The organism is Actibacterium naphthalenivorans (genome assembly GCF_014196965.1).
Classification (GTDB): Bacteria; Pseudomonadota; Alphaproteobacteria; order Rhodobacterales; family Rhodobacteraceae; genus Actibacterium_A; species Actibacterium_A naphthalenivorans.
The window spans coordinates 188,741-206,398 of record NZ_JACIEQ010000002.1 but is presented as its reverse complement, the minus strand read 5'-3'; the positions used below and the strand labels follow the sequence as shown (position 1 = coordinate 206,398).

Annotated in this window: 18 protein-coding genes; 13 read left to right on the top strand and 5 right to left on the bottom strand. The window is 65.6% G+C overall.

Annotation, left to right across the window (positions count from 1 at the left end):
- The first annotated feature begins 19 nt into the window (after positions 1-19).
- The 4 genes from GGR17_RS09390 to GGR17_RS09375 all read left to right on the top strand — a co-directional run bounded on the left by GGR17_RS09390 (position 20) and on the right by GGR17_RS09375 (position 3,991).
- Positions 20-1,030, top strand: a complete 1,011-nt coding sequence (locus tag GGR17_RS09390) for a Fe(3+) ABC transporter substrate-binding protein (protein WP_054538769.1) — start codon at positions 20-22, stop codon at positions 1,028-1,030.
- Positions 1,031-1,106: 76 nt separating this feature from the next.
- A complete protein-coding gene (locus tag GGR17_RS09385; protein WP_054538768.1) occupies positions 1,107-2,051 on the top strand; it encodes a nucleoside hydrolase in 945 nt (314 codons plus the stop codon).
- Complete coding sequence (locus tag GGR17_RS09380; RefSeq protein WP_054538767.1) at positions 2,048-2,494, top strand: GNAT family N-acetyltransferase; 447 nt, start codon at positions 2,048-2,050, stop codon at positions 2,492-2,494. The genes GGR17_RS09385 and GGR17_RS09380 overlap by 4 nt, the downstream gene beginning before the upstream one ends.
- Positions 2,495-2,551: 57 nt before the next feature.
- Complete coding sequence (locus tag GGR17_RS09375) at positions 2,552-3,991, top strand: protein adenylyltransferase SelO (protein WP_054538766.1); 1,440 nt, start codon at positions 2,552-2,554, stop codon at positions 3,989-3,991.
- On the opposite strand, the gene GGR17_RS09370 is transcribed toward GGR17_RS09375, so the two are convergent.
- Positions 3,988-4,623 (bottom strand): hypothetical protein, encoded by a 636-nt coding sequence (locus tag GGR17_RS09370; RefSeq protein ID WP_054538765.1) that lies wholly within the window; start codon positions 4,621-4,623, stop codon positions 3,988-3,990. The genes GGR17_RS09375 and GGR17_RS09370 overlap by 4 nt on opposite strands.
- Before the next feature lie 64 nt (positions 4,624-4,687).
- Here GGR17_RS09370 and GGR17_RS09365 point away from each other — a divergent pair, with 64 nt between their 5' ends.
- The 7 genes from GGR17_RS09365 (at position 4,688) to GGR17_RS09335 (ending at position 11,101) form a co-directional block, all read left to right on the top strand.
- Entirely contained in the window at positions 4,688-5,407 is a 720-nt protein-coding gene (locus GGR17_RS09365; RefSeq protein WP_054538764.1) for an endonuclease/exonuclease/phosphatase family protein, read from the top strand.
- 79 nt (positions 5,408-5,486) lie between these two features.
- Positions 5,487-6,752, top strand: coding sequence for a cation:proton antiporter (locus tag GGR17_RS09360; RefSeq protein ID WP_054538763.1), 1,266 nt, complete (start codon positions 5,487-5,489; stop codon positions 6,750-6,752).
- 6 nt (positions 6,753-6,758) lie between these two features.
- Positions 6,759-7,727, top strand: a complete 969-nt coding sequence (locus GGR17_RS09355) for a zinc transporter ZntB (protein ID WP_054538762.1) — start codon at positions 6,759-6,761, stop codon at positions 7,725-7,727.
- 72 nt (positions 7,728-7,799) lie between these two features.
- Entirely contained in the window at positions 7,800-8,213 is a 414-nt protein-coding gene (locus GGR17_RS09350; protein WP_037205487.1) for a Fur family transcriptional regulator, read from the top strand.
- Positions 8,214-8,341: 128 nt separating this feature from the next.
- Entirely contained in the window at positions 8,342-9,217 is an 876-nt protein-coding gene (locus tag GGR17_RS09345; RefSeq protein ID WP_054538761.1) for a DMT family transporter, read from the top strand.
- Between the two features lie 42 nt (positions 9,218-9,259).
- Entirely contained in the window at positions 9,260-10,537 is a 1,278-nt protein-coding gene (gene eno, locus GGR17_RS09340; RefSeq protein ID WP_054538760.1) for a phosphopyruvate hydratase, read from the top strand.
- A gap of 135 nt (positions 10,538-10,672) precedes the next feature.
- Entirely contained in the window at positions 10,673-11,101 is a 429-nt protein-coding gene (locus GGR17_RS09335) for a cupin domain-containing protein (protein ID WP_054538759.1), read from the top strand.
- A 111-nt stretch (positions 11,102-11,212) separates the two neighbouring features.
- Here the strand turns inward: GGR17_RS09335 and GGR17_RS09330 are convergent, their stop codons facing one another.
- On the bottom strand, positions 11,213-12,310 hold the full coding sequence (locus GGR17_RS09330; protein WP_054538758.1) for an anhydro-N-acetylmuramic acid kinase: 1,098 nt from the start codon (positions 12,308-12,310) through the stop codon (positions 11,213-11,215).
- 68 nt (positions 12,311-12,378) lie between these two features.
- Here GGR17_RS09330 and tyrS point away from each other — a divergent pair, with 68 nt between their 5' ends.
- Positions 12,379-13,632, top strand: coding sequence for a tyrosine--tRNA ligase (gene tyrS / locus GGR17_RS09325; RefSeq protein WP_054538757.1), 1,254 nt, complete (start codon positions 12,379-12,381; stop codon positions 13,630-13,632).
- Positions 13,633-13,709: 77 nt separating this feature from the next.
- Here the strand turns inward: tyrS and GGR17_RS09320 are convergent, their stop codons facing one another.
- The 3 genes from GGR17_RS09320 to GGR17_RS09310 all read right to left on the bottom strand — a co-directional run bounded on the left by GGR17_RS09320 (position 13,710) and on the right by GGR17_RS09310 (position 16,237).
- On the bottom strand, positions 13,710-14,978 hold the full coding sequence (locus GGR17_RS09320; protein ID WP_054538756.1) for a VPLPA-CTERM sorting domain-containing protein: 1,269 nt from the start codon (positions 14,976-14,978) through the stop codon (positions 13,710-13,712).
- Between the two features lie 214 nt (positions 14,979-15,192).
- A complete protein-coding gene (locus GGR17_RS09315) occupies positions 15,193-15,738 on the bottom strand; it encodes a peptidylprolyl isomerase (protein ID WP_054538755.1) in 546 nt (181 codons plus the stop codon).
- Positions 15,731-16,237 (bottom strand): peptidylprolyl isomerase, encoded by a 507-nt coding sequence (locus GGR17_RS09310; RefSeq protein WP_054538754.1) that lies wholly within the window; start codon positions 16,235-16,237, stop codon positions 15,731-15,733. The genes GGR17_RS09315 and GGR17_RS09310 overlap by 8 nt, the downstream gene beginning before the upstream one ends.
- A gap of 141 nt (positions 16,238-16,378) precedes the next feature.
- Between GGR17_RS09310 and GGR17_RS09305 the strand changes: the two genes are divergently transcribed.
- The gene (locus GGR17_RS09305; RefSeq protein WP_054538753.1) at positions 16,379-17,569 is read left to right on the top strand and encodes a phosphoglycerate kinase; all 1,191 of its coding nucleotides are present in this window, start codon (positions 16,379-16,381) and stop codon (positions 17,567-17,569) included.
- Positions 17,570-17,658 lie beyond the last annotated feature (89 nt).

The window sequence follows — 17,658 nt, the reverse complement described above, 5'->3', positions numbered from 1 at the left end:
TTCAAGCAGGAATACGTCCATGAGTCCCACCTTTCGATCCGCCCTTCTGGCCTCTGCCGCCGTTTGCGTTGCCGCCCCGGCGCTGGCCGATGTGAACATCTATTCCTACCGGCAGCCCGAGCTGATTCAGCCGCTGCTGGAGGCTTTCACCGAAGAGACCGGTATCCACACCAATGTCGTCTTCCTGAACAAGGGTCTTGTCGAGCGGCTGCAGGCCGAGGGCGACCGTTCGCCCGCCGACATCATCCTGACCACCGATATCTCGCGCCTCTCCGAAGCCGTGGCGGGCGGCGTGACCCAGCCGGTGGAAAGCGCGGTTCTGACGGGGCATATCCCGGCCGAGTTCCGCGATCCCGGCAATGAATGGTTCGGCGTCACCAGCCGCGCGCGCATCGTCTATGCCGCGAAGGACCGGGTCGATCCGTCGGAGGTGACAACCTATGAGGATCTGGCCGATCCGAAATGGAAGGGCCGCATCTGCACCCGTTCGGGTACCCATTCCTATACGCTGGCGCTTGTCGCCGCGATGATCGAGCATCATGGCGAAGAGGCCACCAAGACCTGGCTCGAAGGTGTGAAGGCCAATCTGGCGCGCAAGCCGCAGGGCAACGACCGCGCGCAGGTCAAGGCGATCTGGGCCGGCGAATGCGACATCAGCCTGGGCAACACCTATTACATGGGCGAAATGCTGTCGGATGACGAGCAGAAGGAATGGGCCAACGCGGTCAACGTTCTGTTCCCGGTGTTCGAGGGCGGCGGCACCCATGTCAACGTGTCGGGCGTGGCGATGACGAAAGCCGCCCCGAACCGGGAAGAGGCGCTGAAGCTGATGGAATTCCTCACCTCCGCCCGCGCCCAGGAAATCTATGCCGAGGTGAATTACGAATACCCGGTGGTGCCGGGCACCGAAGCCTCTGATCTGGTGCAAAGCTGGGGCAGCTTCACGCCGGACAACGTCAACCTGATGGATCTGGCCGGGCTGCGCGCCGCATCTCTGAAGCTGGTTGAAGAGGTCGATTTCGACGGCTGATTATCCCCCAATCCGGTCAAGGGCGCTGGACATATCCCGGCGCCCTTGCCAGTCTCCGCCCGAAGCAGGAGACGCCATGACCACCCCCCGCAAGATCATCATTGACACCGACCCCGGCCAGGACGACGCCGTTGCGATCCTGCTGGCGCTTGCCTCTCCGGAAGAGCTGGAGGTGCTGGGAATCACCGCCGTGGCGGGCAATGTGCCGCTGCCCCTCACCCAGAAAAACGCGCGTATTGTCTGTGAGTTGGCGGGCAAGGCTGATGTGAATGTCTATGCCGGCTGCGCCGCACCGCTGAAGCGGCGGCTGGTGACGGCCGAACATGTGCATGGCAAGACCGGGCTGGACGGGCCGGTGCTGAACGACCCCGCGATGCCCTTGCAGGACACGCATGCGGTGGAATTCCTCATCAACACGCTGCGCCGCGAACCGGCGGAGAGCGTGACGCTCTGCCCGCTCGGCCCCCTGACCAATATCGCCACCGCCCTGCAGGCCGCCCCCGACATCGCCCCGCGCATCCGCGAGATCGTGCTGATGGGGGGGGCCTATTTTCAGGTAGGCAACATCACCCCCACGGCCGAATTCAACATTTACGTCGACCCGGAAGCCGCTGATATCGTGTTTCGATCCGGCGTTCCGCTGGTGGTGATGCCGCTTGATGTGACGCATAAGGCGCTGGTGACCAAGCTGCGCAACGATGCCTTCCGCGCGCTGCCCGGCCCGGTCGGCCATGCGGTGGCCGAGATGACCGATTTCTTCGAACGGTTCGACAAGGAAAAATACGGGTCCGAAGGGGCGCCGCTGCATGATCCCTGCGTCACCGCCTATCTGATCCGGCCAGAGCTGTTCACCGGCCGCCACATCAATGTCGAGATCGAGACAAGGGGCGATTTCACCCAAGGGATGACGGTGGCCGACTGGTGGCGCGTCTCGGGCCGCGCGCCGAATGCCATGTTCATGGGGGATCTGGATGCCAACGGGTTTTTCGGCCTGCTGACCGAAAGGCTGGCCCGGCTATGAGCATCCTGTCGCTTGCCGACGCCGAGGATACCGCGCGCCTGCTGCCGCTCATCACCGCCTGTCACGCCGAGGCCGGCATCGACCGCGGCGAGGCGCAGCGGCGCGAGGCGCTGGAGCTTCTGTTCTCGGGCGAGGTGCAGGCCGCGGTCTGGCTGATCGGGCCGCGCCGGGCGCCGGTGGGCTATATCGCCATCGCCTTCGGCTTTTCCATCGCGCTGTGCGGGCGCGAGGCGTTCATCGATGAATTCTACGTCCGCCCCGCCGTGCGCGGGCGCGGCATGGGCGGGCAGGCCCTGCATCTGATCCTGCCGATGCTGCGGCAGATGGGCGTGCGCGCCGTGCACACCGGGCTGAACCGCGGCAATGCGGCGGCGGCGCGGATTTACGAACGCTCGGGCTTTCGGCTGCGCGATAAATGCCTGGTGATGACCCGCGAGATGTAGCCGGGCTGGCAATGCGCCCCCGCCGGCCCTAGATGTGCAGCAACAGGAGCCGCCGCGATGACCCTTACCCTGCCCTTCGACAATTCCTATGCCCGCCTGCCCGAGCGCATGTTCACCCCCATGGCGCCGACCCCGGTGCGCGCGCCCACGCTGATCGCGCTGAACGATGCGCTGGCCGCAGAGCTTGGGCTGGACGCTGACGCGCTGCGCGGCCCCGAGGGCGTGGCGATGCTGGCGGGCAACCGGGTGCCCGAGGGCGCGGCGCCGCTGGCGCAGGCCTATGCCGGGCATCAGTTCGGCGGCTGGTCGCCCCAGCTTGGCGACGGGCGCGCGATCCTGCTGGGCGAGATTGTCGATACGGCCGGTCACCGCCGCGACATTCAGCTCAAGGGCGCCGGGCGCACCCCCTATTCGCGCATGGGCGACGGGCGCGCCTGGCTGGGGCCCGTGCTGCGGGAATATATCGTGTCGGAGGCGATGCACGCACTTGGCATCCCCACCACCCGCGCGCTGGCCGCTGTCGCCACCGGCGAGGATGTGTTCCGCGAATCCCGCCTGCCCGGCGCGGTGCTGACCCGCGTGGCGGCCAGCCATATCCGGGTGGGCACCTTTCAATATTTCGCCGCGCGACGCGACACCGAGGCGCTGCAGGCGCTGACCGACCATGCCATCGCCCGCCATTATCCGCAGGCCGAGGGCGCCATGGGGCTGTTGCAGGCCGCCGTCGCCGCCCAGGCGCGGCTGGTGGCGCAATGGATGGGCGTCGGCTTTATCCACGGGGTGATGAACACCGACAACATGGCGATTTCCGGCGAAACCATCGATTATGGCCCCTGCGCCTTCATGGATCGCTATCACCCGCAGACCGTCTACAGTTCGATCGACCAGTACGGCCGCTATGCCTTCAACAAGCAGGCCGATATCGCGGTCTGGAATCTGGCGCAGCTCGGGTCGGCGCTGTTGCCGATGATGGGCGCGGATGAAAATGCCGCGATCGAAGAGGCCACCGCGGTGCTGCACGCCTTTCCCGACCTGTTCAAAGAGGAATGGCTGGCGGTTTTCCGGGCCAAGATCGGCCTTTCGACCGCCGAGCCCGAAGACCCCGAACTGATCCACCAGCTGCTGGACAGGATGTCGGCGACGGGGGCGGATTTCACCAACACCTTCCGCGCCTTGGCCGAAGGCACCGCGCGCGGCCAGTTTTCCGATCCGGCGGCGTTCGATGGCTGGGCCGAGGCGTGGCAGGCGCGGCTGGCCCGTGACGGGCAGGATGTGGCGGCACGCAAGGCACGGATGCGGGCGGCCAACCCGGCGATCATCCCGCGCAATCACCGCGTGGAAGAGGTGATCCAGGCCGGGGTGGCCGGGGATTTCGCACCCTTCAACAAGCTCATGAACGCGGTTCAGCAACCCTATGAGGAAAAATCTGAATTCTCGGATTACGCCGCGCCCCCGAAACCCTCCGAAGAGGTGCGCCAGACCTTCTGCGGCACCTAGCGCTGACGGGTGAAGAAGCGTTTGTTCAGGCGCACGAATTCGGCAATCACCCGCGCCAGCCCGCGCCTGTCGCGCCCCTTGAGATAGGCGGATCCCGCCAAGACCGCGATCGACGCGCCAATCATGTCGACGATCAGATCCCACATCGTATCGACCAGCCCGGATTTCTGCATGTTCAGCCCGAAGAGCTGATCCATGGCGAACTCGAACACCTCCCAGGATACGCCGATGGCCATGGCGAAGCAGAAGGTGATCAGCGCCAGCGCCCAATGCGGCGCGGCAAGCCTGTCGCCCTCGAACAGGGTCAGAACGAACAGAAAGCCGATCAGACCGAACCCCACCGCCGACCCGCCGTGGAGCGCGATATCCCACCACCAGTAACGCTCATAGAAATCAAATGCTTCGCCCAGAAAGATCGTGCCAAAGATGAACAGCACGATCCCCGCGAAGAAGCTGAGCGGCAACTGGATGCGGAACCGCGCGACCGCCAGCGCCGGCGCGATCGACAGCACGAAGGTCAGCGCCGCGACAAAGGCCAGCGACCAGCGCCCGCCGATCAACGCGGAAACGAAGGCCACGCAAAGCGTGATCCAGACCGCGTAGGTCAGATAAGCGTGGCCACGAAACGTCATTGCGCAAGGCTATCGCTACTGGCGCTGCTCTACAATCCCGGCTGTCGCCCCCCATATAAGGGCGATGAACAACGATACACTCCGCCTTGCCAGCTACAACATCCGCAAATGTGTCGGGCTTGACCTCAAGCGCGCGCCGGGGCGCGTGATGGATGTGATCAATGGCATCGGCGCCGATGTCATCGTGCTGCAGGAAGCCGACAAGCGGCTCGGCCCCCGCCCCGCCGCCCTGCCCGCGCAGATGATCGAGGCGCATAGCGATTTCACCCCTGTGGCGCTGGATGACAGCGGCGTCAGCCTTGGCTTTCACGGCAATGCGGTGCTGATGCGCGAGGGCACGCATGTCACCGCGATCGAGCGGCTCGATCTGCCGGGGCTGGAGCCGCGCGGCGCCGCGCTGGTGGATATAGCGCGGAACGGGCGGGCAATGCGCGTGGTGGCGGTGCATCTGGGGCTGCTGCGCCGGTCTCGCCAGCACCAGCTTGCGGCGATCCGCGCCGCCCTGTCGCACAAGACGCCGTTGCCGACGGTGATTCTGGGCGATTTCAACGAATGGTCGCGTGACCGGGGCATGGCCCCGCTGGCGGACGCCTTCACCGTACACGCGCCGGGATCGAGCTTTCACGCGTCGCGCCCGGTGGCGGCGCTGGACCGGATCGCGCTGAGCGACAGGCTGGCGCTGCGTGATGCGGGCGTTGCCGAAACCGCGCTGTCGCGCCGCGCGTCCGATCACCTGCCGATCTGGGCCGATCTCGAGATTTCCGGGGCACCGGCCGCAGGTTAGACCCGCGCCCTTGCCTTGCCATCTCGCGCGGGCGGACTGTCCGTGCTAGAGGGGGCGAAAGGCAACGAGGGACCGGCATATGGGTATTCTGCAGATCGCATCGCTTCTGATCGTGTTGGCGGCCGTCTTCGGCGTCATCAACTATTTCTTCCTGCGCCTGCCGCAGTCCATCGGCATCCTGATCGTCGCGCTTGCGGTGTCTTTCACCGCCATGGCGCTGGACGTGGCCTTTCCGACGCTGGAACTGGCCACGACCACGCGCGCGATGGTGCTGGAGATCGACTTTTCCGACGCTCTGCTGGAAGGCATGCTGGGGCTCTTGCTGTTCGCCGGGGCGCTGCATGTGAAAATGGAGGATCTGCGCGAACAGGCCTGGGTGGTGCTGTTGATGGCGACGATGGGGGTGGGCCTGTCCGTCGCCGTGGTCGGCGTGGGGTTCAGCTGGCTGACGGGCATGCCGATTCTGGTTGCGCTGGTATTCGGAACCATCATTTCGCCCACCGATCCGGTGGCGGTGCTGGGTGTGCTGCGCGAGGCGAATCTGCGCAAATCGCTGGAAACCAAGATCGCGGGGGAAAGCCTGTTCAACGACGGGGTGGCCTATGTGGTGTTCCTGGTGCTCGTGGGGCTGGCCTTTGGCGATGCGGGCGGGCACGGCGCCGGCGAAGCGGAGCAGAATGCGCTGGTCGGCGCGCTGTTGCTGTTCGTGCAGGAGGCGTTCGGCGGCGCGGCGCTTGGGGCCGCTCTGGGCTGGATGACCTTCCGCGTGATGCGCCGGATCGACGATTATACGCTGGAGGTGCTGATCACGCTGGCGCTGGCCTTCGGTGGCTACGAACTGGCGATCGCGCTGCATGTCTCGGCCCCGATCATGGCGGTGGTCGCGGGGCTGATGATCGGCGACGTGGGTATGAAATACGGCATGAGCGAGATCACCCGCGACTACGTGAACGCGTTCTGGAAAATGATCGACGAGATCCTGAACGCGGTTCTGTTCCTGCTGATCGGGATCGAGGTGTTTGCCGTGGCGTTTGACGCCAGCTTCCTGCGCGCCGCCGCCTTTGCCGTGGTTCTGGGGCTGGTGGCGCGGCTGGCGGCGGTGGCGATTCCGGTTCTGATGCTGCGCCCGTTCCGCGCCTTCGGCCGCGACGTGATCCCGATCATGACATGGGGCGGGCTGAAGGGCGGCATTTCCGTCGCGCTGGCGCTGTCGCTGCCGGCGGGGGAATGGAAGCCGCTGATCCTCACCTGCACCTATGTGGTCGTGGTGTTCTCGATCATCGTGCAGGGGCTGACCATCGCACCGCTGGCGCGCAGGCTGAGCCGCGAGCCGGAGCTGATGTAGGCGGCCATGGCGCACGTGCTCTCTCCCCTCGCCGCGTTCGACATCGCGGAGGATGGCCGTGCCAGCCCGGTGGCGGAGGATTGGCCGGCGGCCGCGCCGCGCGCCGGGGCCCGCTGGCGCTGGCTGCACCTGGATGTGACCAACCCCGCGATGGCCGGCTGGGCCGCCGAGCACTTGCCCGAAGTGGGCGCCGCCGCGCTTTCGCAACCCGAAACCCGGCCGCGCTGCGATGCGCTCGGGGCCGGGCTGATCCTGAACCTGCGGGGCGTCAACATGAACCCCGGCCAGGAAAGCGACGACATGGTGTCGCTGCGGATGTGGGTCGGCGAGGCGCTGATCGTCAGCGCCCGCGTGCGCAAGGTCTTTGCGGTGGATGCGCTGCGGCAGGCGGCGCTCGCCGGCCATGCCCCGCCGACGCCGGACGCCTTTCTGCTGCGGCTGACCGAAGGGCTGACCGACCGGATCGAGGCGGTCTCGCTGGCGCTGGAGGATGCGACGGACACGCTGGAAGAAGAGATTTTCGATCATGACAGGTTCGACGCCGATGCGCTCGCCCCGACGCGGCGCAAGGTGATCCGCCTGCGCCGCTATATCGGCCCGCAGCGCGAGGCGCTGAACCGGCTGGCGCAATCGCCGCTGCCGCTGATCGGCCCCGAGATGCGGCCGATGCTGGCCGAAACCGCGAACCGCGCGACCCGCGCCGTGGAAGAGCTGGACGCGGTTTCCGCCCGGCTGGCGGCGTTGCAGGAACATGTGAACGCAGAACTTTCCGCGCGCATGGGGCGCAACGGCTATGTGCTGTCGGTGGTCGCGGCGATCTTTCTGCCGCTGGGGTTTTTCACCGGCCTCTTCGGCGTTAATCTGGCCGGGATTCCCGGCACGGCCGCGCCCCATGCCTTTGCCGTCCTGACGGTGATGCTCTCGGCGCTCGGGCTGGGGCTGTTCGCGCTGTTCCGCTGGCGCAAATGGCTGTAGGCGCCGGCCTATTCTTTGGTGGAAAAGCGCCCCCGCTTGCCGTAAACCCGCGAAAAACCGAACATGAGCACCATGAAAGATACGATCATCAGCCGATGTGAGGCAAAGGGCCTGCGCATGACCGGCCAGCGCCGGGTCATCGCCCATGTCCTGCAGGAAAGCGACGACCATCCCGATGTCGAGGAGCTTTACGCCCGCGCCACGGCGGTGGACCCGAAGATTTCCATCGCCACGGTCTATCGCACCGTGAAACTGTTCGAAGAGGCGGGCATTCTGGACAAGCTGGAATTCGGCGACGGGCGCGCGCGCTATGAAGATGCCGAGCGTGAGCATCACGACCATCTGATCGACATGCAGTCCGGCGCGGTGATCGAGTTCATCGACGAAGAGATCGAGGCGCTGCAGGAAAAGATCGCCGAAAAGCTGGGGTACCGGCTGAAGGGGCACAAGCTGGAGCTTTACGGGGTTCCGCTGAAAAAGGAATAGGCCCGTTCCGGGCCGGTTTCTTGCCTCCGGCGGGGATATTTGAACGAAAAAGAAGAACGGCCGCGGGCCGCTTGCCCTTTGCGCGGCGCGGGCGTAAGGGGGCGCAAACAACTCCGACAGGCGGACCCATGGACAATTTTCGCGGCATTCTGCTGATGGTCGCCGCGATGGCGGGTTTCGCGGTCGAGGACATGTTCATCAAACGCGCCGCCGAAACCCTGCCCGTGGGACAGATCCTGCTGATTCTGGGATTTGGCGCCAGCACGATATTCTCTGTCATGGCGTTGCGCCGCGGACAGCGGCTGTTTTCACGCAGCCTGTTGTCGCGCCCGGTGATGCTGCGCAATGGCGGCGAGGTGGTGGGCACCTTCGGCCTTGTCACCGCGATCGCCCTGACGCCGATTTCCAGCGCCTCGGCCATCCTGCAGGCGACACCGCTGGTGGTGACGCTGGGGGCAGCGCTGTTTCTGGGCGAGCAGGTGGGCTGGCGGCGCTGGAGCGCGATCGCGGTCGGCCTGGCGGGCGTGCTGCTGGTGATCCGGCCGGGGCTGGAGGGGTTCCGGCCCGCGTCGCTCTTCGCCCTGTTCGGCGTGTTCGGTCTTGCCACCCGCGATCTGGCGACACGGGCGACGCCGCGCAGCGTTTCGTCGCTGCAGCTTTCGGCTTATGGGTTCGCGATGCTGGTACCTCTGGGGGCTGCGCTGCTGATCATCGCCGCGCCGCCGCAGCCGGTGAGCGCCGTCAACGGCGCCCGGCTTGCCGGGGCGATCGCCATGGGCGCGGTCTCCTATTACGCGCTGGTCGAGGCGATGCGGGTCGGCGATGTTTCGGTCATTACCCCGTTTCGCTATTCGCGCCTGCTGTTCGCGCTGATCATCGGCACGCTCGCCTTCGGCGAACGGCCCGATGCGATGACGCTGATCGGCTCTGCCGTCATCATCGGTTCGGGGCTTTATACTTTCGCGCGCGAGCGTGCTCTTTCCTCCCGGCGGAAGGGGCGCTAGAAGAACCGCAACATGCCATTTAAGCAAGACAGGACCCGTTCCATGAGCACCATCATCGACATTATCGGCCGCGAGATTCTGGACAGCCGGGGCAACCCCACTGTCGAGGTGGATGTCATCCTGGAAGACGGCACCATGGGCCGGGCCGCCGTGCCCTCCGGCGCCTCGACCGGCGCGCATGAGGCGGTGGAAAAGCGTGATGGCGACAAGGGCCGCTATCTGGGCAAGGGCGTGCTGGAGGCCGTGGCCGCCGTCAACGGCGAGATCGCCGAGGGCCTGGTGGGCATGGACGCGACCGAACAGATGGCCATTGACGCCGCGATGATCGAAATGGACGGCACCCACAACAAGGGCCGCCTCGGCGCGAATGCCATCCTGGGCGTGTCGCTGGCCGCCGCGAAGGCCGCCGCCGATTTCACCACCCAACCGCTCTACCGCTATGTCGGCGGCACCTCGGCCCGTGTACTGCCGGTGCCGATGATGAACATCATCAATGGCGGTGAACATGCCGACAATCCGATCGACATCCAGGAATTCATGATCATGCCGGTCAGCGCGGACAATATCCGCGACGCGGTGCGCATGGGCTCCGAAGTGTTCCACACGCTGAAGAAAGAGCTTTCGGCGGCCGGCCACAACACCGGCATCGGCGACGAGGGCGGCTTCGCCCCCAACCTTTCCTCCACGCGCGAGGCGCTGGATTTCATCCTGAAATCCATCGAACAGGCAGGCTACAAGCCCGGCGAAGACATCTACCTGGCGCTCGATTGCGCCTCGACCGAATATTACGAGGGCGGCAAATACGAGATGAAGGGCGAAGGCAAATCGCTTTCCGCCGCGGAAAACGTGGCCTATCTGTCGGACCTGTGCGCCGCCTACCCGATCATCTCAATCGAGGATGGCATGGCCGAGGATGACTGGGCCGGCTGGAAAGCCCTGACCGACGCGATCGGCGACAAGGTACAACTGGTCGGCGACGATCTGTTCGTGACCAACCCGGCGCGCCTGGCCGATGGCATCGCCCAGGGCGTGGCGAACTCGATGCTGGTGAAGGTCAACCAGATCGGTTCGCTCACCGAAACCCTGCAGGCGGTCGATATGGCCCACCGCGCGCGCTATACCAACGTGATGAGCCACCGTTCGGGCGAGACCGAGGATGCGACGATTGCCGATCTGGCCGTCGCCACCAACTGCGGTCAGATCAAGACCGGCTCACTGTCGCGCTCGGACCGTCTAGCGAAGTACAATCAGCTTATCCGGATCGAAGAGATGCTGGGCGAAACGGCGGAATATGCGGGCCGCTCCATCCTGAAGCTCTGACCCCGTTCATCTTTCTCGAAATATCCTCGGGAGGCCGGGGGCAGTCAGCCCCGGCCTCCCCCACCAGGCGCGCAGCAAGACGCCGGCGCCCGACAACCGTCTTGCGACCCCTCCACATCCCTCTAGACTGCGCGCATGAGCGCGCAATCCATCATCACCCATCTCGATCTTCGCCCCCACCCCGAAGGTGGCTGGTATCGCGAAACCTGGGCACAGCATTGCCCGCCCGGAACCCGGCCCGCTGGCACAGCGATCTACTATCTTCTGGAAGCGGGGCAGCACAGCCACTGGCACCGCGTCGATGCCACCGAAATCTGGCACCACTATGCCGGCGCGCCGCTGATCCTGTCGCTTTCCGAAACCGCAGCCGGACCGGCGCAGGACCGGATTCTGGGCCCTGACCTGCTGCACGGCCAACTGCCGCAGCTGATCGTTCCGCCGCAGTTCTGGCAGGCCGCCCGAACGACCGGCGAGTGGACGCTTGCAGGCTGCACCGTCAGCCCCGGGTTTCGCTTTGACGGGTTCGAAATGGCAGCACCCGAGTTCGATATTCCGCGTGCATAGCCCTTCTTTTTCGTGAAAGTATCCCCGCCGGAGGCATCGAACTCTTCCGGCGCGACATCAATTTTCTTGCCTCCGGCGGGGATATTTCCACGAAAAAGAAACGTCAGGGTTTCAGGCGGGCCGGCTGATCCGCCCGCCACCGACTGCGGCGCCCACGCCGGTGGTGCCCGGCGCGCTGGTCGGCAGGCCGCGCGCCACCCGGACGGCCAGATAGGCAAAGGCCTGCGCCTCGAGCATGTCGCCGTCGAGGCCCAGTTCTTCCACCTGCAGCGCCGGCACGCCGCAGCGTTCGATCAGCATCTCCATCATCAGCGGGTTCTTGCGCCCGCCCCCCGTGACCAGTAGCCGCTCCGGATATTCGGGGCAATGTTCCAGCCCGCGCGCGACGCAGGCCGCCGCGGCCGCCGTCAGCGTGGCTGCGGCATCGGCATCGTTCAGCCCCGCCACCATCTGCGACAGGACGGCGAAATCGTTCCGGTCCAGCGATTTTGGCGGGACGCGCAGGAAATAGGGGCGTTCCAGCAGCATTTGCAGCACGGCCTCGTCCGGCGTTCCGGATGCGGCGAGGGCCGCGTCCTGATCATAGGGCAATCCACGCCGCGCCTGCATCAGGTCATTCAGCGGCGCATTGGCCGGGCCGGTGTCGAAGGCCAGCAAGGCGCCAGGCGCCTCGGGGCGTGCTTGGGCGGGGTCTACCCATGTCAGGTTGCCAACGCCGCCCAGGTTGACGAAGGCCAGCGGCGCCGTCGCGCCGATCCATTTCGTGCAGGCGAAGTGGAAGAAGGGCGCCAGCGGCGCGCCCTCGCCCCCCAGCTCGACATCCGAGCTGCGGAAATCCCAGACCACGGGCAGGCCCAGCACCTCTGCCAGCACGCGCCCGTCGCCGGCCTGATGCGTGCCTTTCCCGTGCGGATCATGCGCCAGGGTCTGACCGTGGAAGCCCACGAGATCAACCTCGCCGAACCCCGACAGGACGGCGGCATGGGCGGTTTCGACCACCTCGGCCGCCTCTTCGACGCCTGCCTCGCCCGGCCAGCGGCCAAGCGCGGCGGCGATGGTGCCGCGTTCGGCGGCGGAATAGGCGCGATAGGCGGTTTCGCCGAAGCCGAGGATGACCTCGCCGTCGGTTTCGACAATCGCCGCATCCACACCGTCCAGCGATGTGCCAGACATCGCCCCCAGCGCCCGTACCGGCCCCGCTTTCAACATGGCCTTCCCCTTCAAACCCCACACCGATATATGAGTGGCCGAAACCAGCGGAATGGACAAGTGAGCCGATGACCTACCACCCCAAATCAGACTTCCTGCGCGTGATGATCGAACGCGGCTTTCTGGCCGATTGCACCGATTATCAGGGGCTGGACGATGCCCTGATTGCCGGTGTGGTGCCCGCCTATATCGGCTATGACGCGACGGCGAAATCGCTGCATGTGGGGCATCTGCTGAATGTGATGATGCTGCGCTGGCTGCAGAAAACCGGGCACAAGCCGATCACCCTGATGGGCGGCGGCACCACCAAGGTGGGTGACCCGAGCTTTCGCGCCGACGAGCGCCCGCTGCTGACGCCCGGCGAGATCGACGCCAATATCGCCAGCATGAAGCAGGTGTTCGCGAAATACCTGAACTATGGTGATGCGCCGACCGATGCGCTGATGCTGAACAATGCCGAATGGCTGGACGATCTGAACTACCTCGACTTCCTGCGTGACATAGGGCGGCATTTCAGCGTCAACCGGATGCTTTCGTTCGAATCCGTCAAGTCCCGGCTGGACCGCGAACAATCGCTTTCCTTCCTGGAATTCAACTACATGATCCTTCAGGCCTATGATTTCCTCGAGCTGAACCGCCGCTATGGCTGTCTTTTGCAGATGGGCGGGTCGGATCAGTGGGGCAATATCGTCAACGGCATCGACCTGACCCGCCGCGTGCTGGATCATGAGATCTACGGCCTGACATCGCCGCTGCTGACCACATCGGACGGGCGCAAGATGGGCAAGAGCCAGGGCGGCGCCGTCTGGCTGAACGAAGACATGCTCAGCTCTTATGAATTCTGGCAGTTCTGGCGCAACACCACGGATGCCGATGTCGGCCGCTTCCTGAAGCTTTACACCGAACTGCCGCTGGACGAGTGCGCGCGGCTGGGTGCGCTGGAGGGGGCCGAGATCAACGCCGCGAAGATCATCCTGGCCAATGAGGTCACGACGCTTTGCCACGGGGCCGATGCCGCGCTGGCGGCCGAGGCGACGGCCTGGGAGGTCTTTGCCAAGGGCGGCACGGGCGACGATCTGCCGACGCTGCATCTGACCGCGGCAGAGCTGGGCGACGGCATTTCCATCGTGCAGCTGATCACCCGTTCCGGGCTGGCCAAATCCGGCAAGGAGGCCAAACGGCTGATCGCCGAACATGGCGCGCGGATGAATGACGCGCCGCTGACCGACGTGGGGCTGATGATCGACGCCGCCGCGCTGGCCGAACCGATCAAGCTGAGCGCGGGAAAGAAGCGGCACGCGCTGGTGGTGCTGGAGGGATAGGAGCCCGGGCACGACCGGTGAAAAATGAAAAGGCCCCCGGTTTTCGGGGGCCTTTGCCGTTTCAGGCGATGGATCGTTCAGCGGCGGCGGCGGGCAAGGCCCAGACCGGCCAGCGCACCGCCCAGCAGCACCACGCCGGCGGGCAGCGGTACCGGCGCCGGGGCCAGCGCGGCAACAGCCGAATAGGCATAGCTGCCATCGCCGAAGATGAAGTTTTCCCAGCCGAACAGGCTCATCCGCGCCGCGCCCTTGCTGTTGCTCAGCGCAAGGTCGAGCACGCCCGCCTCGTCGAGGCCGACCGTGTCGATATCCGCGAACAGGAAATCATCGAGCGAGACCGTGTCGTTTCCCAGCCCGCCGTCCAGAACCGAACCGCCCGCGATCAGGCCGAAGGCGGTGCCGTCGAGCGCCAGCAGGTCGTCGTCGTCGCCCATGTCGATGCCGCCGATCAGCGTCGAGAGCGCGCGCAGCGCGACCACGTCATTGCCCGCGCCCAGATCGATCGCGGTGCCGGAGGTGCCTTCGATCACGCCGCCGGCGTAGTTGTCGACGGTCTGGCTCGACAGGTTGGCGGGATCGACCAGAATGCCGATCGTGCCCGAGATCCGGCCGTAGTTGTGGATGAAACCGCCGCCCAGCTCGCCGCTGTCAAAGTCGATGGCGGCGTCGAGGGTGGAGAGGATCGAGCCGGTCTTGAAGTTCCAGATCGTGCCGGAATCAATGTCGATCGAATCCTGCGGGTCGCTGAGATCCGTCCCGATGTTCTCGATCCGGCCATAGTTCTGGATCAGCGCGCCGTTGGCGATCTGGATGGCATCGTCCGCCGCCTCGATCACGCCGGTCTTGCGGTTGGTGATGGTCACGCCGTCGTCGCCGGTGACGCCCTCATCGGCGCCGGAGATGGTGCCCCGGTTGATCAGGGTCAGGTTGTCCGCGCCCTGCACGCCCTCGTCGGCGCCCTGGATGGTGCCCCGGTTGGTCACGGTGGCGTCGTCATCGGCGTTGACGCCATCCTTGGCGGTGCTGGTGATCGTGCCGCGGTTGACGAGGGTCAGGCCCTTGTCGGTCTGAACCGCATCGTCGCCGGTGCTCAGGACGGTGCCCTTGTTGACGAGCGTCAGGTTATCGTCGGTCTTGATCGCCTCGCCGCTGTTCTGAACCGTGGCGGCGGGGCGCACGGTCAGGGTGATGTCGTCCAGCGTGTCGAAATCGAACCCGTCGGCATCGATGCCGGTGCAGATGACGCTTGCGCCATCAGCAGGATTGTCAGGCGTGCAATCGGCAAAAGCCGGCGATGCCGCGAACGGCAGAACGCCGAGCGTGGAGAGAAGAAGAAGTTTTTTCATGGTTGCCCCCGCAAACAATAAGTCGCAGCCGGTTTAGCCCTGAAAATTAACAGTTTCTTGATGATGGGCGTTTCTGCGTCGCGAACAGTCCGTTTCCGGATGCCCGCATCCCCGGAAATCCGTGAAAGGCGGGCGCCGCCGGGCAGCGGCGGCCCCTGCCCCTGTTCCGAAGGGGCCGCCCGTACCGATCCCGGCGCGCGGGATCGGGCCGTGATTACTCGGTCACCCGGACGGTGGCCATCATGTCGGGCCGGCCGATGACGGCGCCATTGCCGCCGGCGCCCTTCTTGATCGCGTCCACCACATCCATGCCCGCCGTCACCTTGCCCACGACGGTATATTGCCCGTTCAGATGCGGCGCCGGGGCGAACATGATGAAGAACTGGCTGTTGGCCGAATTCGGATCGTTCGAGCGCGCCATGCCGACGACACCGCGTTCGAACGGCCTGTCGGAAAACTCCGCCGGCAGATCCGGCAGCGCCGAACCGCCCATGCCCGCCATGCGCATGTCGCCGCCCGTCCTGCCGAACTCCACATCGCCCGACTGGGCCATGAAGCCGGGGATGACCCGGTGAAAGACGACGCCGTCATAGGCGCCATCGGCGGCAAGCTGCGCGATGCGGGCGGCATGCAGGGGGGCCACATCCTCGAACAGGTCGATGGTGACGGTGCCGTTCGCCTCGCCCTCCACCTCGATCTCGATGCCGGTGGCCAGGGCGGGGCCGGCCAGAACGGCAAGCGCCAGCGCGAGCTTACGCATCCGCGGCCACCTTCACACTGATCATCCGGTCGGGGGACGCGGGCGGCTCGCCCCGGGCGATCTTGTCCACGTGTTCCATCCCCGAGATGACGCGGCCGTAAACGGTGTATTGCCCGTTCAGGAAGTTATTGTCGGAAAAGTTGATGAAAAACTGAGAATTGGCCGAATTCGGGTTCTGCGAACGTGCCGCGCCCAGCGTGCCCCGGTCATGCGGCAGTTTCGAGAACTCGGCCGGAAGATCGGGCAGGTCGGAGCCGCCGGTGCCGGCGCGGCGCAGGTTGAACTCCTTTTCCGCGTTGCCATTCGCCACGTCGCCGGTCTGGGCCATGAAGCCTTCGATCACGCGGTGGAAGACCACGTTGTCATAGGCGCCGGCGCGGGCCAGTTCTTTCATCCGCTCGGCATGTTTGGGGGCCACGTCGGGCAGCAGCTCGATGGTGACGGTGCCGTCCTTCAGCTCCATGAGAATGGTGTTTTCGGGATCCTTGATCTCGGCCATGTGCCGCTCCTCCTGTCTGGTTTGCGCGGACACTAATCCGGCGGGGCGATGAAGAAAAGCCGGAACCGCCCCAGAGTTGTTGACGCCCGGCGGCGGATCGGGGTGTATAGGCGGCATGTAGCCTTAGTGAGGGAGCCGAGCATGGCCTGGAAGACACTCGATGATCTGGATATGGCCGGGAAGGTTGTTCTCGTGCGCGTGGATATCAACGTGCCGGTCGAGGACGGCAAGGTGACCGACGCCACCCGGATCGAGCGGATCGTGCCCACGGTGAACGACATTCTGGCGAAGGGCGGCAAACCGGTGCTGATGGCGCATTTCGGCCGCCCCAAGGGCAAGGTCGTGCCGGGCATGAGCCTGAAGGTCACCCTGCCCGCGCTGGAAAAGGCGCTGGGGCGCGGGGTGATCTTCGCCGATGACTGTATCGGCCTGCCCGCCAAACAGGCGGTGGCGGCGATGAGCGCGGGCGATGTGCTGCTTCTGGAAAACACCCGCTTTCACGAGGGCGAGGAAAAGAACGACCCGATGATGGCGGCGTCACTGGCCGCGTTGGGCGACATCTATGTGAATGACGCGTTTTCGGCGGCGCACCGGGCCCATGCCTCGACCGAGGGCATCGCGCGGCTGCTGCCCTGTGCCGCCGGGCGGCTGATGGCGGCGGAGCTGAAGGCGCTGCAAGGCGCGCTTGGCAATCCGCAGCGGCCGGTGGTCGCGGTTGTCGGCGGCGCCAAGGTATCGACCAAGCTGGAACTGCTGGGCAATCTGGTGACCAAGGTCGATTACCTGGTGATCGGCGGCGGCATGGCCAACACGTTTCTGGCGGCGCAGGGCATTGATGTGGGAAAATCGCTGGCCGAACATGACATGACCGCCACCGCGACCGAAATCATGAAAAAGGCCGAAGCGGCCGGATGCTCGATCGTGCTGCCGAGCGATGTGGTGGTTGCCTGGGAATTCAAGGCCGGGGCCGAGAACCGAACCGTCGCGGCCGATGCCTGCCCCGCCGATGCGATGATCCTGGATGCCGGGCCCGAAACCGTGAAACGGATCGAAGAGGTGTTTGGCAAATGCCGCACGCTGATCTGGAACGGGCCGCTGGGGGCGTTCGAGATTCCGCCCTTCGACAGCGCGACCAACGCCGCTGCGAAGAAGGCGGCGGCGCTGACCACGGCCGGCGCGCTGGTGACGGTGGCCGGCGGCGGCGACACGGTGGCGGCGCTGAACACCTCCGGCGCGGCGGCGGCGTTCAGCTATATCTCGACCGCCGGCGGCGCCTTCCTGGAATGGATGGAGGGCAAGACCCTGCCCGGCGTTGCAGCGCTGAACGGCTAGAGGCCGCCAAACCCGCCGCTGTTAGCGCGAACCCTGTTGCCAGCCCGCCCCGGGCCTTCTAAGCCCAAGACGAATTGCCGTTTCGCAAA

Excerpts from the sequence above, each read along its gene's own strand:
- GGR17_RS09345 (WP_054538761.1), top strand. The coding sequence starts at position 8,342 with ATGGACAATTTTCGCGGCATTCTGCTGATGGTCGCCGCGATGGCGGGT.
- GGR17_RS09315 (WP_054538755.1), bottom strand. The coding sequence starts at position 15,738 with ATGCGTAAGCTCGCGCTGGCGCTTGCCGTTCTGGCCGGCCCCGCCCTG.
- GGR17_RS09385 (WP_054538768.1), top strand. The coding sequence starts at position 1,107 with ATGACCACCCCCCGCAAGATCATCATTGACACCGACCCCGGCCAGGAC.
- GGR17_RS09360 (WP_054538763.1), top strand. The coding sequence starts at position 5,487 with ATGGGTATTCTGCAGATCGCATCGCTTCTGATCGTGTTGGCGGCCGTC.
- GGR17_RS09370 (WP_054538765.1), bottom strand. The coding sequence starts at position 4,623 with ATGACGTTTCGTGGCCACGCTTATCTGACCTACGCGGTCTGGATCACG.
- tyrS (WP_054538757.1), top strand. The coding sequence starts at position 12,379 with ATGACCTACCACCCCAAATCAGACTTCCTGCGCGTGATGATCGAACGC.
- GGR17_RS09365 (WP_054538764.1), top strand. The coding sequence starts at position 4,688 with ATGAACAACGATACACTCCGCCTTGCCAGCTACAACATCCGCAAATGT.
- GGR17_RS09350 (WP_037205487.1), top strand. The coding sequence starts at position 7,800 with ATGAAAGATACGATCATCAGCCGATGTGAGGCAAAGGGCCTGCGCATG.
- GGR17_RS09380 (WP_054538767.1), top strand. The coding sequence starts at position 2,048 with ATGAGCATCCTGTCGCTTGCCGACGCCGAGGATACCGCGCGCCTGCTG.
- GGR17_RS09390 (WP_054538769.1), top strand. The coding sequence starts at position 20 with ATGAGTCCCACCTTTCGATCCGCCCTTCTGGCCTCTGCCGCCGTTTGC.
- GGR17_RS09320 (WP_054538756.1), bottom strand. The coding sequence starts at position 14,978 with ATGAAAAAACTTCTTCTTCTCTCCACGCTCGGCGTTCTGCCGTTCGCG.
- GGR17_RS09330 (WP_054538758.1), bottom strand. The coding sequence starts at position 12,310 with ATGTTGAAAGCGGGGCCGGTACGGGCGCTGGGGGCGATGTCTGGCACA.
- eno (WP_054538760.1), top strand. The coding sequence starts at position 9,260 with ATGAGCACCATCATCGACATTATCGGCCGCGAGATTCTGGACAGCCGG.
- GGR17_RS09355 (WP_054538762.1), top strand. The coding sequence starts at position 6,759 with ATGGCGCACGTGCTCTCTCCCCTCGCCGCGTTCGACATCGCGGAGGAT.
- GGR17_RS09310 (WP_054538754.1), bottom strand. The coding sequence starts at position 16,237 with ATGGCCGAGATCAAGGATCCCGAAAACACCATTCTCATGGAGCTGAAG.
- GGR17_RS09375 (WP_054538766.1), top strand. The coding sequence starts at position 2,552 with ATGACCCTTACCCTGCCCTTCGACAATTCCTATGCCCGCCTGCCCGAG.
- GGR17_RS09335 (WP_054538759.1), top strand. The coding sequence starts at position 10,673 with ATGAGCGCGCAATCCATCATCACCCATCTCGATCTTCGCCCCCACCCC.
- GGR17_RS09305 (WP_054538753.1), top strand. The coding sequence starts at position 16,379 with ATGGCCTGGAAGACACTCGATGATCTGGATATGGCCGGGAAGGTTGTT.